Source organism: Tenacibaculum sp. TC6 (assembly GCF_050606265.1).
Classification (GTDB): domain Bacteria; phylum Bacteroidota; class Bacteroidia; order Flavobacteriales; family Flavobacteriaceae; genus Polaribacter.
This window is the reverse complement of record NZ_JBOCUK010000012.1, coordinates 13134-27605: the sequence shown is the minus strand read 5'-3', so window position 1 is coordinate 27605 and position 14472 is coordinate 13134. Positions and strand designations below refer to the sequence as shown.

The window sequence follows — 14472 nt, the reverse complement described above, 5'->3', positions numbered from 1 at the left end:
AAAACAATGGCAAAAGATATAAAATTTGATGTTGATGCACGTGAAGGTCTAAAACGTGGTGTTGATGCATTAGCTAATGCAGTAAAAGTAACTTTAGGACCAAAAGGACGTAACGTAATTATTTCTAAATCATTTGGTGCGCCACACGTAACTAAAGACGGGGTGTCTGTAGCTAAAGAAGTAGAATTGGAAGATGCTCTTGAAAACATGGGAGCACAAATGGTAAAAGAAGTAGCTTCTAAAACAAATGATCTTGCTGGAGACGGTACAACCACAGCTACTGTATTAGCTCAAGCGATCGTTAAAGAAGGTTTAAAAAACGTTGCTGCCGGTGCAAACCCAATGGATTTAAAGCGTGGTATTGATAAAGCAGTAGAAGCAATTACACAAGATTTAGCAAAACAATCAAAAGAAGTTGGTGATTCTTCTGAGAAAATTCAACAGGTAGCTTCAATTTCTGCTAATAATGATGCTTTTATTGGTAACTTAATTGCTGAAGCTTTTGGTAAAGTTGGTAAAGAAGGTGTTATTACTGTTGAAGAAGCAAAAGGTACTGATACGTATGTAGATGTTGTAGAAGGTATGCAATTTGACAGAGGATATTTATCTCCTTACTTTGTAACTGATGCTGATAAAATGGTTGCTGAGTTAGACAACCCATACATTCTTTTATTTGATAAGAAAATATCTAACTTACAAGAAATACTTCCAATATTAGAGCCTGTTGCTCAATCTGGTAGACCTTTATTAATTATTGCTGAAGATGTTGATGGGCAAGCTTTAGCTACTTTAGTTGTAAATAAATTACGTGGAGGTTTAAAAATTGCTGCAGTAAAAGCTCCAGGTTTTGGTGATCGTAGAAAAGCAATGTTAGAAGATATTGCTATCTTAACCGGAGGTACTGTAATTTCTGAGGAAAGAGGTTTCTCTTTAGAAAACGCTACGTTAGAGTTATTAGGTACTGCTGAAACAGTTACTATTGATAAAGACAATACAACTATTGTTAACGGTTCTGGTTCAGAAGAGCAAATTAAAGCTCGTGTTAACCAAATTAAAGCACAAATTGAAACAACAACATCTGACTACGATAAAGAAAAATTACAAGAGCGTTTAGCTAAATTAGCTGGTGGGGTTGCTGTACTTTATGTTGGTGCAGCATCTGAAGTAGAAATGAAAGAAAAGAAAGATAGAGTTGATGATGCTTTACATGCTACCAGAGCTGCGGTTGAAGAAGGTATTGTTGCCGGTGGTGGAGTTGCTTTAGTTAGAGCTAAGAAAATATTAGAAACTTTAACTACTGAAAATTTAGATGAAACTACAGGTGTCCAAATAGTAAACAGAGCTATTGAAGCGCCGTTAAGAACAATTGTTGAAAATGCAGGTGGTGAAGGATCTGTTGTAATCAACAAAGTAGTAGAAGGAAGCAACAATTTTGGTTACGATGCAAAATCTGAAACTTATGTAGATATGTTAGAGGCAGGTATCATCGATCCTAAAAAAGTAACTCGTATTGCTTTAGAAAATGCAGCTTCTGTAGCTGGTATGATTTTAACTACTGAGTGTGCTTTAGTTGATATTAAAGAAGAAACTCCTGCAATGCCTCCAATGGGTGGTGGAATGCCCGGAATGATGTAAAATAACTTCATTAAAAATAAAAAAATGCTTAGAAAATTTTCTAAGCATTTTTTATTTCATCCAAGTAGGATTTTTTTTATTATTTAACCTCTAGAATATAAGGCATTCTTGCTTGTATTCCTTTTAAATTTTTTAATTCATTAATCGTTGAGTATACTTTATACTCTTCAGTATTCAAAACTTCTTTTAAGAGTTCTTTCTTAGAAGAATTAGCAAACGGGGCAAATTTAAAAGCTTCTTTAAAATCCCTTTTATAATTTGGATAATTTCTCACTCTATATACATCAACCTCGGCTAATACAGCAGCTAATTTAACAGCATCATCTAAACTACCCAAAGCATCTACTAATCCATTTGTTAAGGCTTCTTTTCCTGTCCAAACTCTTCCTTGAGCTATAGCGTCAACAGCTTCGTATTTCATATTCCTTCCAGTGGCAACTCTAGACACAAACGTTGTATAAATTTGCTCTACACCTTCTTTCGTAACTTCATAAAACTTTTTATCCATTGGTTCAAAAATACTATAGTTAGCACTTGAATTGGTTGAAACTTGCTCTGCATTTATCCCTATTTTATCTGCAAGAGTATTCACATTAGGCAACATACCAAACACCCCAATAGAACCGGTTATAGTAGTAGGTTCTGCTACTATTTTATCAGCATTACACGCTATATAATACCCCCCGGAAGCTGCTAAATTTCCCATTGAAACCACTAAGGGTTTTTCTTTTTTTGCTAATTCTAATTCTCTCCATATTAACTCTGAAGCCAAAGCACTACCTCCAGGAGAATTTACTCGTAAAACTATAGCTTTAACATCATTATCTTTTCTTGCTTTTCTTATCGCTTTATTTATCAATCCTTGTCCTATTATATCTTCATTTCCTTCTCCATATAATATTTGACCTTGAGCATAAATAACAGCTATTTTATCTTTAGCTGTAGACTTTATTCTTCCTTTTCCTGATTTTATATATTCTTGAATTGATATAAAATTAGGTTTAGCGTCTATCAATGTTTCAAGTTTATCATTATATTCATCCTCATAAACCACTTCATCTACTAACCTATTCTCTTTCGCAAGTTCCGCATTTCTTCCTTTAGATTCATCTGCAATTACATTCAATTGTTCAATAGAAATTTTTCTATTTCTGCTAATATCATCTGTCATTTCAGACCAAATAGATTTTAAAAACGATGTTATTTGCTCCCTGTTTGCTTCACTCATTTCATTAGCTAAATACGGTTCTACAGCACTTTTATACTTTCCGTGTCGTATTACTTCCATTTTTACACCGTATTTATCCTCAAAATCTTTATAGTATAAAATTTCTGTTGATAATCCTCTGAAATCAATCACTCCTACTGGATTGACAAAAATACTATCAGCAACAGAGCTTAAATAATAGTTTTTTTGCTCATAAAAATCGTTATAAGCATATACAAATTTTCCACTTTCTTTAAATTCTTCAAGTTTATTTCGAATGGCTTGAGTTTGGGCTACTCCGGCATTAACAAAAGAAGTTTTAATGCTAATACCTTTTATTTTATTATCATATTTTGCATTTTCAATAGCTGCAATAATTTCATTTAAAGCTAATTTGTTTCCTGTTAATTCTAATACTTCAGCAAATGGATTATCTTCTTTAGGAGCATAATCTTTAACCGAAGATGTTAAATCTAACTCCAAAACAGAATTTGATTTTACAACTACTTCTTCCGGCGAGCTCACTAGTGAAGCTACTAAAACAAAAAAGATAAATAGTAAAAATAGAGCAATAAAAAAGCCCAAAATAGAGGCTAACAGATTTCGTAAAAACTTCATTCTAAGTATTTTTTTTAACGGGGCAAATATACGGTTTTACCAACAGTATTTAACGATTAACTATCGTAGAACCATTCTATACTTACGCTGTGCAAACTCAAAATAATTAAAGAGTTTATAGTTTACTTCATAGCCATAATTAACATGCGGATCATAATCTATTCTATTTTCATAAATAGCAGGGTTATATAAACCGGGATTATTAACTCTTGTATTCCAAATAGGTACATAAAATCGATTTCTAATCTCTAAATAGGCTAAGGAATGATAGCCTCTTGGCCTAGCTATTGAATTTAAATAAGTAGTAAATCCGGGATCAATTATGGTTATTTCATATTCTAAACTATCATTGGCAATTACCACAGGTTCTTCTTTAGCTACTGTACTGTTTTTAGGTGTTAAAGTACTACAAGCTATACCACTAACTATAAAAAAAACAACCAACAAACTATTTTTTAAAAATCTCATAACCAATACTTTTAACCCTTATAAAGTTGCGAAAAATATTCTTCTTTTTCACTTTTTTTAACGCATTTAACATTATTTTTAAGCTTCTTAAAATACATACATGAAAAAAAGATGTTTTTGGGTAAGTAATGACCCTTTGTATATAGAATATCATGATAATGAATGGGGCGTTCCTGTTTATGAAGATGACACTTTATTTGAGTTTTTAATTTTAGAAACCTTTCAAGCCGGTTTAAGTTGGATAACTGTACTTAGAAAAAGAGAGAATTTTAGAAAAGCTTTTGATAATTTTAATTATCATAAAATTGCTGAATATTCTGAAGAAAAATATGAGCAACTTTTACAAGATCCGGGAATTATTAGAAACAAATTAAAAATAAAAGCTACTATTACCAATGCTCAAGCTTTTATTAAGGTACAAAAAGAATTTGGCTCTTTTTCCAAATATATTTGGGAGTTTACTGAAGGTAAACCTATCAAAAATAAATTTGCTAAAAGAGAAGAAGTTCCTGCTACTACCGAAATTTCAGATACAATTTCAAAAGATTTAAAGAAAAGAGGGTTCAAATTTGTTGGTTCAACAGTTATTTATGCACATATGCAAGCTACAGGTATGGTAAATGACCATACTACCGACTGTTTTAGATATCACGAAGTTTAAAATTTGTAACTTTATCGCTTAAATAAGATCAACTTAAATTTTATAATACATGAAATTAAAACAAACGCTTTATGCTGTTGCCGCCGCCAGTATTTTATCTTCTTGTGGTGTTGACACTAAAAAAGAAACAAAAACAGTTGAAAACAAGCCCAAAAAAGAGTTTGAATATGTTGTTGAACAATTTGCTGATATTAAAGTTTTACGCTACCAAATCCCAGGATTTGACCAACTTTCCTTAAAAGAAAAACAATTAGTTTATTATTTAACCCAAGCTGGTTTATCAGGGCGTGATATCATGTGGGATCAAAACTATCGCCACAATCTCGAAATAAGAACCGCTCTTGAAAATGTAAATACACAATTTAAAGGAGATAAAGAAAGTAATGATTTTAAAGCTTTTAAAACGTATTTAAAAAGAGTATGGTTTTCAAATGGTATTCACCACCACTACTCTAACGATAAAATTAAACCGGAATTTTCTAAAGAATATTTAGAAGGTTTATTAAAAGAAACTAATACCGTTATTTCTTCCGAAGCCCTAGACGCTATTTTTAATGATAAGGATGTAAAAAAAGTAAATAAAAAAGCCGGAGTTGATAATGTACTTGCTTCTGCTATTAATTTTTACGGACCAGACATTACGAGTAAAGATGTTGAAGATTTTTATGCAAAAGCTTATAAAGGACCGGAAGGAAAACCTATTGAGGCCGGATTAAATTCAACCTTAGTTCGCGAAAATGGAAAACTCGTTGAAAAAGTATGGAAATCAGGAGGTTTATACGGTGAAGCTATTGATAAAATTATCTTTTGGTTAGAAAAGGCTAAAGATGTAGCTGAAAATGAAAAACAAGCCAAAACTATAGAATTATTAATCGAATACTATAAAACAGGTAGTTTAGATGTATGGGATCAATATGCTATTTCTTGGGTAAGCTCTACAGAAGGTAATATTGACTGGATTAATGGATTTATTGAGGTGTATAATGACCCTAAAGGCTATAGAGGTTCTTATGAATCTATCATCCAAGTTAAAGACTTTGACATGTCTAAAAAAATGAAAGTTTTATCAGACAATGCGCAATGGTTTGAAGATAACTCTCCTTTAGATCCTTCTCACAAGAAAGAAAATGTTGTAGGTGTTTCTTATAAAACTGTAAATGTTGCCGGTGAAGCGGGAGATGCTTCTCCTAGTACGCCAATAGGAGTAAACTTACCTAATAACAACTGGATTCGTCAAGAGCACGGTTCTAAATCGGTTTCTTTAGGTAACATTATAGGTTCATACAATAATGCAGGAGGAACCGGAAGATTAAAAGAATTTGCTAATGATAAGGAAGAAATTGATTTAGAAATCAAATATGGAAAATTAGCGGATAAGTTACACACAGCTTTACACGAAGTTATCGGGCATGCTTCCGGTAAAATTAATGATGGTATTGGTCAACCAAAAGAAACTTTAAAAAACTACGCTTCTACAATGGAAGAAGGTAGAGCTGATTTAGTTGGATTATACTATTTAATGGATCCGAAATTACAAGAATTAGGGTTAGTTGACGATTGGCAAAAAGTAGGTGAAGCTGCTTATGATGGTTATATCAGAAATGGTTTAATAACGCAATTAATCAGAATTAATTTAGGTGATGATATAGAAGAAGATCATATGGTAAACCGTCAATGGGTATCTGCTTGGGCTTTTGAACAAGGTAAGAAAGACAATGTTATTGAAAAAGTTACCAGAGATGGTAAAACGTACTATAATATAAATGATTATGCTAAGCTTCGTGAAATTTTTGGGCGCTTATTAAAAGAAACTCAAAGAATTAAATCTGAAGGAGATTTTGAAGCTGCTAAAGCATTGGTAGAAGGCTACGGAGTAAAAGTTGACCAAGACTTGCACAAAGAAGTTTTAGATCGTAACTCTCAATTTACTTCAGCGCCATACAGTGGTTTTGTTAACCCTGTTTTAGTTACTGAAACAGATGAAAACGGCAACATAACCAATGTAACTGTTACACAACCTGATACTTTTGAAGAACAAATGTATTTTTATTCAAAAAATTATAGTTTTTTACCGGTTAAAAAATAATTACATAAACTTTTGAATTTTATAAACCGATTCTGTTTAGAATCGGTTTTGTATTTTTAAGCAGAAAAAATAATCAATGGCTAAAAAGGTTAAAGATCCAGGATTTGGATATAACTCTCAAAAAAATATTCGTGGAATTATTAATAAAAATGGTAGTTCTACTATAATTCATGTAAATAAAAAGTTTACAATAGATGATTTATACACGTATTTTATTGAATTGTCTTGGTACAAATTTTTCTTCCTCGTCTTTTTAGGATATACTTTACTAAATATTCTTTTTGGTTTTGTCTATGTTTTTATTGGCATTGAAGAAATTACTCCTTCTAAAGGAAACTTTTTTGACGATTGTTTAAACGGTTTTTTCTTTAGTGCTCAAACATTAACAACCGTAGGATATGGAGGTATTGCTCCTCAAGGAATTACAGCTAATATTATTGCTGCCTTTGAAGCTATGATTGGTTTACTTAGTTTTTCTTTTATAACAGGACTCTTATACGGTAGATTTTCAAAACCCAGAGCTGCTATTCGTTTTAGTAATAATATAATTTTAAGAGATTTTAATGGTAAAAAGGCCGTTATGTTTAGGTTAATGAACCGTAGAAAAACCATTATGTTAGAACCTGAAATTACGGTTACACTTGCCTTGAATGAAAAAAATGAGCAAAATATTTACAGTAGAAATTACTACCAAATAAGTTTAGAAAGAGATAAAATAATGTACCTTCCTACTGTATGGACGATTGTTCATGAAATTGATACTGAAAGCCCTTTACAAAAATATACTTCAGCAGAAATAAAAGATTTAGATGCCGAACTATACGTATTACTAAAATACCATGAAGAATCATTTGGCCAAATTGTATATCAAGCTACTTCCTATGATTTTTCTGATCTTATTGTAGATGTAAAATATAAACCCTCTGCTCATTTTAATGAAAAAGGGTATACTATTTTAGATCATGATAAACTAAGTGATGTTGAAAAAATGAATTAATTTTTGTTTATATACTTAAACAAAAAAAGTAATAAAACTGTTACTACAATACCTATGGCTGTATACAAGGCTCCGTTTTGATAATATTTTTTATTCCTTTTAGCATCTTTTTTATAACTAAGAATCATAGCTGCTACAAAAACAACCACAAACAAACTTGCAAAAATTATTCGGCCGGTAGTAAACATAAAATTGTATTTTTAGCAAAGTTAAAGAATGATTTTATATTGATAAACTCATATTGAATAGATTTTCAAATCTAACTATCTGCATAAAATTCATGCGTATGAAAATAAAAACAGCTATTGTTTTCGAAGCTACTTCAGGTATTGGTAAACTATTAACAGAATTGTTACTTACTGATAATTATAAAGTTGCCATTACCGGAAGACGACTTAATGAACTTCAAGAAATTAAAAACCAACACCCAAACCAAATTATTTATAAGCAAAATGACATTCAACAAGTAGAAGACGTTGAAAAAGTATTTAACGAAATTGTTGACGAATTTGGTAAAATCGACCTTATTATACAATCATCAGGAGTTGGTTTTACAAATAATAAATTAATTTGGGAGAAAGAAAACACCACAATACAAACTAATGTTGTAGGCGTTACTAAACTGTATGATTTAGCTTATACTTTATTTGAACAACAACAATACGGACATTTGGTAGGTATTTCATCTATTGCTTCTTTAAGAGGAAACAGATTTGCTCCCTCTTATTTTGCCTCAAAAGCCTATTTAGAAAGCCTGTATATTAAAACTAAAACAATTCCGTTTAAACAAGTTTTTATTACTGATATCCGTCCCGGATATGTTGATACGGCTATGGCTCTTGGTGATGATATTTTTTGGATGACTTCTTTAGAAAAAGCCGGAAAACAAATTTATAAAGCTATTAAACGCAAAAAACGAGTAGCTTACATTTCTAAAAGATGGATATTAATTGCTTGGGTACTTAAATTGGTACCTGCCAAACTATTAAAATTAGCAACCTAATTTATGACTAAAAAAAATCTTATTATATTAGATATTGACGATACACTTACTAAAAGTGAAGAAAAACATACTGACTCTCTATTATTTGCCATGAACCACTTCGGTATCAAACAAATAGACACCGATTGGAGAAATTACAAAAATGCTACTGATAGCTATATTTTTAGTGTAAACTATGAAAATACACATCAGAAAAAGTTTAGTTTTGATTTGATTCCTGAGTTTGAATCTGTAATGACCGAACGTTTTTTAACATTCCCTGATACTCCGGAGATTAAAGGAGCTCAAAAAATTGTCGATTTCTTCATCAACCAAACAAATTATGCCGTTTGTTTTGCTACAGGTTCTATATTACAACCCGCTTTTTTAAAACTTCAGCAAGCAAAAATCAACATGATTCCTCAAGTATTAGAATCTTCTAATGAAATATTTACCAGAGAAAATATTGTAAAATCTGCCATAGAAAAAGCTAAACAATATTATAACGTATCGGATTTTCAACATATCATATCTTTTGGTGATGGCTTATGGGATGTTACTACCGCACAAAATCTGGGCGTTCATTTTGTTGGAGTTAACAAAAAAAATATATCTGATTTTCAAAAAATGAACATCAAACATCATATTAATGATTGGACTGAATTTGATTTACAAGAAACCGAAAAAAAACTAGGAATTATATAAACAACACATAAAACATGAAAAATAAAATTAATGCAGTTCATGAATTTCATGAGGCTTTTGGTTTGGGTATAAATAATAAGCCTATAGCTAATATTGGAGAAGACAGAAACTTGCTTCGTTTTAACTTAATGAAAGAAGAAAATGAAGAATATTTAGAAGCAGCTAATAATAACGATTTGGTTGAAGTTGCTGATGCTTTAGGTGATATGTTATATATTTTGTGTGGTACTATTATAGAGCATGGTATGCAACATAAAATTGAAGAAGTTTTCAATGAAATACAACGTAGCAACATGAGTAAATTAGGAGGAGATGGTAAACCTATTTATAGAGAAGACGGTAAAGTTTTAAAAGGACCTAATTATTTTAAACCGAATATAGAAAAAATCTTACACGAATAACACTCTACGATTGATTCATTATCCTATCTAACTCTAAAGTCAATGTATGTACGTTATTAACCATTTTTAAAATAACGCCGTTACTGTCAACTATAAGATGGGTAGGATATTGTTTCACCTTTAATTCTTTAGACATATAATCTTTTTGTAAAGGAATGGTAGCATATTTAAACGTTTTTGTTTTTAAAAACTCTATCAGTTTATCTTTTTCATCAAATGCCAAGCTAACAAAAACAACATTTCTATCTTTATAAGTATCAACTAACTCATTAAGTTGCGGAAATTCTTCAACACAAGTTTTACAAGTAATAAACCAGCATTTCAACACCAACACCTTCCCTTTTGTATTTTCTTTATTATATGAAACTCCTTGTAAGTCTACAAAATTATAACTGGGTAGTTTTTTGCCTTCCATACTAAAATAATGATTAGCCATGGTTGCTAAACTTTGTATTGATTTTTTAATCTTTTCGTCAGTAGTTTCACCCAATGGAATTAGTTGATAATATACTTCACTATCTTTCTCTACTTTTTTAGGTAAATAAGAACCGGTTCGTAATAAGTTTAAAAAAAATCCTTTTCCAATCCCCTCTCCATTTTCATCAAGAGCTTTGAATGTTGACATTAAATCAATATTCTCTTTAGAATATGCTGTCCAACTTTCAAAGCTCTCTTGAATTGAATCAGGCATCTGAGATGCCCTTATATTTTTTGGTGTACTCTCTTTTGTATTAGACTCAACTTTATCTTTATAGCTTTTTAAATAAAATTTAATTCCAAAAACACTAATGGCAAAACCAATAGCTAAAGACAGTATGGCTACTACTATATTTTTCATTTCCCCCTATAATTAATTTTCTTATTTATAACAAACTAACTATAAATTTAGGGAAAAATTGCTTACTTTGTTAAACTTTCACTCTCCAATTATGTACATCTGTATCTTTATTATACTGAATGTTCATTAATTTTTCTTTAAAAACAGTAGCATACGCATTTTCCAACTCCGGTAATTCATACGTAAAATCCTGATGTTTGAAACCTTTAATAGGATTAATCACAGCCGCAGTTCCTGATCCGAATATTTCTTTTAACTCACCTTTTGTTGCAGCCTCCTTAATTTCGGTAACAGTTATATTACGTACTTCAACAGTTACACCGGAATCTTTTGCTAATTGAATAATTGATTTTCTGGTAATTCCATCTAAAATTCTATCATTAACAGGAGCAGTAACTAAGGTATCACCTATTCTGAAAAATACATTCATAGTTCCGGCTTCTTCCAAAAACTCATGCGTATTAGCATCTGTCCAAATAACCTGTTGATACCCTTCTTTTTGCGCTAAACTTGTAGGATAAAACTGTGCTGCATAATTTCCTGCTGCTTTTGCAAAACCAACACCTCCATCTGCAGATCTACTATATTTTTCAGCTATAACAACTCTAACCTCACCAGCATAATATGATTGAGCCGGTGAACAAATAATAATAAATTTATATTCTTTAGCCGGTGAAGCAGCTATAGCTCCTTCAGTTGCAATCATAAAAGGTCTGATATATAAAGAGTTTCCAAACCCTTTTTTAATCCACGAAGTATCTATGTGTAATAACTTTTTCAACCCTTCATAAAAAAATTCTTCCGGTAAAGCAGGCATAGCTAATCTTTCAGCAGATTTATTCAATCGTTTAATGCTTTCATCAGGTCTAAATAAAAAGATATCATCACTATCATCTTTATAAGCTTTCATACCTTCAAAAACTGCCTGCCCGTAATGAAACACACGTGCAGAAGGTTCAAAAGCAATTGGACCATAAGGAACAATTTCCGGATTTTTCCATTCACCATTGGCATAACTACAAATAAACATATGATCAGTAAAAACATGTCCAAACGCTAAATTGCTAAAATCTACACTATTTATTTTAGAAGTTTCAATCGGTTGAATTTTAATATCCATAAGTAAAATTTTTGTTTCCTCACAAAGTTACAAAAACAACCAGTATTAAAGGTATTTACTTTAAGAATCAAACAAATATATCTATCTTTGTTATTTTGCTTAACTTAAACAACTGATTATGAAAAAACTACTTATTGCAGGATTCTTTCTTGCCAATCTGCTAATGTCTTGCAAAACTGAAAACAAGGAAAACACATCGCAAAAAAACACTCAAGATTCTGAATTCCTATCTTTTGGAGAAGTTATTTCTGAAGAAAATCCACTGACCAAATCGGAAGCTTTGGCTACATTTCAAAATTTAAAAGTCGGAGATACTTTAGCTATTAAATTTACCTCAACTATTAATGAGGTTTGTAAGAAAAAAGGATGTTGGATGAAATTAGATTTGGGTGATCAAAAAGAATCTATGGTACGTTTTAAAGATTATGGTTTTTTCATGCCTTTAAATGCCGACAATAAAGAAGTAATTGTTAACGGAAAAGCGTTTGTTACTGAAACTTCTGTAGAAGAATTACAGCATTACGCTAAAGATGCCGGTAAATCTGAAGAAGAAATTGCTAAAATAACAGAACCAAAATATACTTATGCTTTTGAAGCTGATGGCGTGTTATTAAAAAAGTAATGAAATACTACCTTATCATCTGTTTAGCCTTTTGCTTCTTCTCATGTAAAAAACAAGAGAAAAAAGATACTGAATTTATTATGCATAAGCAGTCAGAAATGGCTGCTTTAATGAATACAATGTACTATGTTAATCTTGATATAAAAGAAAAGATTATAAAAAATCAGGCAATTGGTTATTTTCCTGAACGGTTTTTAAAAATTCACTCTGCAACATTAACAGAACCTAATGACAGAACTGAAAGTTTTGAGCAATTTTCTAATGAATATATTCGAAATATGAAAATTGTTTTTGAAGATGACAAACATACTCAAAAAGAAAATTTTAATACCGCTATAAATAGTTGCATTACCTGTCATAAAACTACTTGCACCGGTCCAATACCCAGAATACAAAAATTATTAATCAAATAATTTGAAGAGAGAAATTATTATAACCTCAGATGGCTCAACTACCATTCATTTACCTGAATGGAACGAACAATATCATTCAATACACGGAGCTATTCAAGAGGCATACCATGTTTTTATTAAAAGTGGTTTTGAGGTTATAAAAAAAGAAGCAATTTCTATTCTTGAAATTGGTTTTGGTACCGGGCTTAATTGTTTTATAACATTATTGGAAACCGAAAAAAATATTGATTATGTTGGAATTGAGGCTTATCCAATAACCAAAGAAGAAGTTGAAAAACTTAATTATGTTTCTGTGTTAAAGGCGGAAAACAACCGAAATCTTTTTGAAAAAATTCATGAGGTTTCTTGGGAAAAAAAACATACTATTGCCCCACACTTTCTACTTACAAAGCGTAAGCAGTTTTTTTCTGAAATTACAGATGAAAATTGCTTTGATTTAATTTATTTTGATGCTTTTGGAGCAAGAGTGCAACCTGATTCCTGGACCGAAGATATTTTTAAAATTATGTTTACGGCTTTAAAATCAGAAGGTGTTTTAGTAACCTATGCTGCCAAAGGAAGTGTACGACGTGCAATGCAAACTGTAGGTTTTCATGTAGAACGTTTGCCAGGTCCTCCGGGTAAACGAGAAATGCTTCGCGGGGTAAAGCTCTCTGCATAGAAAAATAAGTTAGCTTTATAAAATTAAAACAGAAAACAATGAAATTTGAAAGAAGATTTGGACGAAAAAAGAAAACCAATCCTAAACGTGGCTTGTTTTTAGTTTTCTTACTTATTATTATACTTATACTTTGGTTTAATGCCGAAAAATTTATTGAACGTATTTTATAAATGAAACCTTTTCAATTTAAAGAGTTTACGGTACATCAAGATAAGACTGCCATGAAAGTAGGCACCGATGCTGTATTATTAGGTGCTTGGTGTAATTTAGGTGAGTTTTCTGATATGTTATTAGATATTGGTTCAGGTACCGGAATTATTTCATTAATGTTGGCGCAACGTAGTGATGCCATGACTATCGATGCTGTTGAAATTGATGAAAATGCCTATGAACAGACTGTAGAAAATTTTGAGCAATCAGACTGGGCAGATCGATTATTCTGCTATCATACTTCTTTTGTTGACTTTGCTGATGAGATTGCTGAAGAAGAGGAACAATATGATATTATAGTCTCCAATCCTCCTTTTTACAACGATACTTTTGAAACAGAAAACGATGCTCGTAACAAAGCCCGTTTTACCAGTTCATTATCATTTGAAGAGTTAGTAATGGGAGTGAGTAAAATTTTATCAGACAATGGTATTTTTTCTACTATTATTCCTTACAAAGAAGAAGAACATTTTATTCAGTTAGCAGAGAGCTATCATCTACACGCAAACAGAATTTGTAGAGTTAAAGGAAATCCTTCATCCGAAATTAAACGTAGTTTATTAGAGTTTTCTTTTTCAAAAAAAACTACTCAAGAGGAAGAATTAATTATTGAAATAGAAAGGCACCAATATACTGATGCCTATATTAATCTAACAAAAGATTTTTATTTGAAAATGTAAAAACAATTATCTAAGTAAAATAAAACGTCCTTTCTTTCTTACAATATTTTCTTTTGGGTCAATAAGCTCTTTATTAAACCATTAGTCATTTGAGGATAGTACCAGTCCATTATAAACAGCGTTCTAACCTTTATCGTTAATCCATTATCGTTTTGGCATAAAACTTAG

At 31.1% G+C, this 14472-nt stretch carries 17 protein-coding genes; 12 read left to right on the top strand and 5 right to left on the bottom strand.

Annotated elements, in window-relative coordinates; translation table 11 throughout:
- The first annotated feature begins 6 nt into the window (after positions 1 to 6).
- Positions 7 to 1635 (top strand): chaperonin GroEL, encoded by a 1629-nt coding sequence (groL, locus tag ACQY1Q_RS08575; RefSeq protein ID WP_431004891.1) that lies wholly within the window; start codon positions 7 to 9, stop codon positions 1633 to 1635.
- 79 nt (positions 1636 to 1714) lie between these two features.
- On the opposite strand, the gene sppA is transcribed toward groL, so the two are convergent.
- Both sppA and ACQY1Q_RS08565 read right to left on the bottom strand, forming a co-directional pair.
- Positions 1715 to 3460, bottom strand: coding sequence for a signal peptide peptidase SppA (gene sppA, locus ACQY1Q_RS08570; RefSeq protein ID WP_431004890.1), 1746 nt, complete (start codon positions 3458 to 3460; stop codon positions 1715 to 1717).
- Positions 3461 to 3520: 60 nt separating this feature from the next.
- The gene (locus ACQY1Q_RS08565) at positions 3521 to 3928 is read right to left on the bottom strand and encodes a DUF6146 family protein (protein ID WP_431004889.1); all 408 of its coding nucleotides are present in this window, start codon (positions 3926 to 3928) and stop codon (positions 3521 to 3523) included.
- A 100-nt stretch (positions 3929 to 4028) separates the two neighbouring features.
- On the opposite strand from ACQY1Q_RS08565, the gene ACQY1Q_RS08560 reads away from it, so the two are divergent.
- The 3 genes from ACQY1Q_RS08560 to ACQY1Q_RS08550 all read left to right on the top strand — a co-directional run bounded on the left by ACQY1Q_RS08560 (position 4029) and on the right by ACQY1Q_RS08550 (position 7672).
- Complete coding sequence (locus ACQY1Q_RS08560) at positions 4029 to 4589, top strand: DNA-3-methyladenine glycosylase I (protein WP_431004888.1); 561 nt, start codon at positions 4029 to 4031, stop codon at positions 4587 to 4589.
- A 49-nt stretch (positions 4590 to 4638) separates the two neighbouring features.
- Positions 4639 to 6675, top strand: coding sequence for a dipeptidyl-peptidase 3 family protein (locus tag ACQY1Q_RS08555; protein WP_431004887.1), 2037 nt, complete (start codon positions 4639 to 4641; stop codon positions 6673 to 6675).
- A 76-nt stretch (positions 6676 to 6751) separates the two neighbouring features.
- Positions 6752 to 7672 carry an ion channel gene (locus ACQY1Q_RS08550; RefSeq protein ID WP_431004886.1) on the top strand — a complete coding sequence of 307 codons (921 nt, stop codon included), beginning with the start codon at positions 6752 to 6754 and terminating at the stop codon, positions 7670 to 7672.
- Here the strand turns inward: ACQY1Q_RS08550 and ACQY1Q_RS08545 are convergent.
- Positions 7669 to 7860 carry a hypothetical protein gene (locus ACQY1Q_RS08545; RefSeq protein ID WP_431004885.1) on the bottom strand — a complete coding sequence of 64 codons (192 nt, stop codon included), beginning with the start codon at positions 7858 to 7860 and terminating at the stop codon, positions 7669 to 7671. The two genes, ACQY1Q_RS08550 and ACQY1Q_RS08545, sit on opposite strands and share 4 nt — an antisense overlap.
- Before the next feature lie 98 nt (positions 7861 to 7958).
- Here ACQY1Q_RS08545 and ACQY1Q_RS08540 point away from each other — a divergent pair, with 98 nt between their 5' ends.
- Genes ACQY1Q_RS08540 through ACQY1Q_RS08530 form a run of 3 tightly spaced genes read left to right on the top strand, consistent with a single transcriptional unit; the run spans position 7959 to position 9760 of the window.
- Positions 7959 to 8675, top strand: a complete 717-nt coding sequence (locus ACQY1Q_RS08540; RefSeq protein ID WP_431004884.1) for an SDR family NAD(P)-dependent oxidoreductase — start codon at positions 7959 to 7961, stop codon at positions 8673 to 8675.
- Between the two features lie 3 nt (positions 8676 to 8678).
- Complete coding sequence (locus ACQY1Q_RS08535; RefSeq protein ID WP_431004883.1) at positions 8679 to 9359, top strand: HAD family hydrolase; 681 nt, start codon at positions 8679 to 8681, stop codon at positions 9357 to 9359.
- Between the two features lie 14 nt (positions 9360 to 9373).
- A complete protein-coding gene (locus ACQY1Q_RS08530) occupies positions 9374 to 9760 on the top strand; it encodes a hypothetical protein (protein ID WP_431004882.1) in 387 nt (128 codons plus the stop codon).
- Between the two features lie 4 nt (positions 9761 to 9764).
- Here ACQY1Q_RS08530 and ACQY1Q_RS08525 read toward each other — a convergent pair whose 3' ends face one another.
- The gene (locus ACQY1Q_RS08525; RefSeq protein WP_431004881.1) at positions 9765 to 10598 is read right to left on the bottom strand and encodes a TlpA family protein disulfide reductase; all 834 of its coding nucleotides are present in this window, start codon (positions 10596 to 10598) and stop codon (positions 9765 to 9767) included.
- 70 nt (positions 10599 to 10668) lie between these two features.
- Positions 10669 to 11718: a branched-chain amino acid aminotransferase gene (locus ACQY1Q_RS08520; RefSeq protein ID WP_431004880.1), complete on the bottom strand. Its 1050-nt coding sequence runs from the start codon at positions 11716 to 11718 to the stop codon at positions 10669 to 10671.
- A gap of 118 nt (positions 11719 to 11836) precedes the next feature.
- Between ACQY1Q_RS08520 and ACQY1Q_RS08515 the strand changes: the two genes are divergently transcribed.
- From ACQY1Q_RS08515 to ACQY1Q_RS08495, 5 genes are read left to right on the top strand one after another with little or no spacing between them, the layout of a single operon-like run.
- Positions 11837 to 12340 (top strand): DUF4920 domain-containing protein, encoded by a 504-nt coding sequence (locus ACQY1Q_RS08515; protein ID WP_431004879.1) that lies wholly within the window; start codon positions 11837 to 11839, stop codon positions 12338 to 12340.
- On the top strand, positions 12340 to 12753 hold the full coding sequence (locus ACQY1Q_RS08510; protein ID WP_431004878.1) for a hypothetical protein: 414 nt from the start codon (positions 12340 to 12342) through the stop codon (positions 12751 to 12753). Before ACQY1Q_RS08515 ends, ACQY1Q_RS08510 begins: the two co-directional genes overlap by 1 nt.
- Position 12754: 1 nt before the next feature.
- Positions 12755 to 13414, top strand: a complete 660-nt coding sequence (gene mnmD, locus ACQY1Q_RS08505; protein WP_431004877.1) for a tRNA (5-methylaminomethyl-2-thiouridine)(34)-methyltransferase MnmD — start codon at positions 12755 to 12757, stop codon at positions 13412 to 13414.
- Between the two features lie 38 nt (positions 13415 to 13452).
- A complete protein-coding gene (locus ACQY1Q_RS08500; protein WP_431004876.1) occupies positions 13453 to 13584 on the top strand; it encodes a hypothetical protein in 132 nt (43 codons plus the stop codon).
- Positions 13585 to 14304 carry a tRNA1(Val) (adenine(37)-N6)-methyltransferase gene (locus tag ACQY1Q_RS08495; protein WP_431004875.1) on the top strand — a complete coding sequence of 240 codons (720 nt, stop codon included), beginning with the start codon at positions 13585 to 13587 and terminating at the stop codon, positions 14302 to 14304.
- The last annotated feature ends 168 nt before the right edge of the window (positions 14305 to 14472 follow it).

Excerpts from the sequence above, each read along its gene's own strand:
- groL (WP_431004891.1), top strand. The coding sequence starts at position 7 with ATGGCAAAAGATATAAAATTTGATGTTGATGCACGTGAAGGTCTAAAA.
- sppA (WP_431004890.1), bottom strand. The coding sequence starts at position 3,460 with ATGAAGTTTTTACGAAATCTGTTAGCCTCTATTTTGGGCTTTTTTATT.
- ACQY1Q_RS08565 (WP_431004889.1), bottom strand. The coding sequence starts at position 3,928 with ATGAGATTTTTAAAAAATAGTTTGTTGGTTGTTTTTTTTATAGTTAGT.
- ACQY1Q_RS08560 (WP_431004888.1), top strand. The coding sequence starts at position 4,029 with ATGAAAAAAAGATGTTTTTGGGTAAGTAATGACCCTTTGTATATAGAA.
- ACQY1Q_RS08555 (WP_431004887.1), top strand. The coding sequence starts at position 4,639 with ATGAAATTAAAACAAACGCTTTATGCTGTTGCCGCCGCCAGTATTTTA.
- ACQY1Q_RS08550 (WP_431004886.1), top strand. The coding sequence starts at position 6,752 with ATGGCTAAAAAGGTTAAAGATCCAGGATTTGGATATAACTCTCAAAAA.
- ACQY1Q_RS08545 (WP_431004885.1), bottom strand. The coding sequence starts at position 7,860 with ATGTTTACTACCGGCCGAATAATTTTTGCAAGTTTGTTTGTGGTTGTT.
- ACQY1Q_RS08540 (WP_431004884.1), top strand. The coding sequence starts at position 7,959 with ATGAAAATAAAAACAGCTATTGTTTTCGAAGCTACTTCAGGTATTGGT.
- ACQY1Q_RS08535 (WP_431004883.1), top strand. The coding sequence starts at position 8,679 with ATGACTAAAAAAAATCTTATTATATTAGATATTGACGATACACTTACT.
- ACQY1Q_RS08530 (WP_431004882.1), top strand. The coding sequence starts at position 9,374 with ATGAAAAATAAAATTAATGCAGTTCATGAATTTCATGAGGCTTTTGGT.
- ACQY1Q_RS08525 (WP_431004881.1), bottom strand. The coding sequence starts at position 10,598 with ATGAAAAATATAGTAGTAGCCATACTGTCTTTAGCTATTGGTTTTGCC.
- ACQY1Q_RS08520 (WP_431004880.1), bottom strand. The coding sequence starts at position 11,718 with ATGGATATTAAAATTCAACCGATTGAAACTTCTAAAATAAATAGTGTA.
- ACQY1Q_RS08515 (WP_431004879.1), top strand. The coding sequence starts at position 11,837 with ATGAAAAAACTACTTATTGCAGGATTCTTTCTTGCCAATCTGCTAATG.
- ACQY1Q_RS08510 (WP_431004878.1), top strand. The coding sequence starts at position 12,340 with ATGAAATACTACCTTATCATCTGTTTAGCCTTTTGCTTCTTCTCATGT.
- ACQY1Q_RS08500 (WP_431004876.1), top strand. The coding sequence starts at position 13,453 with ATGAAATTTGAAAGAAGATTTGGACGAAAAAAGAAAACCAATCCTAAA.
- ACQY1Q_RS08495 (WP_431004875.1), top strand. The coding sequence starts at position 13,585 with ATGAAACCTTTTCAATTTAAAGAGTTTACGGTACATCAAGATAAGACT.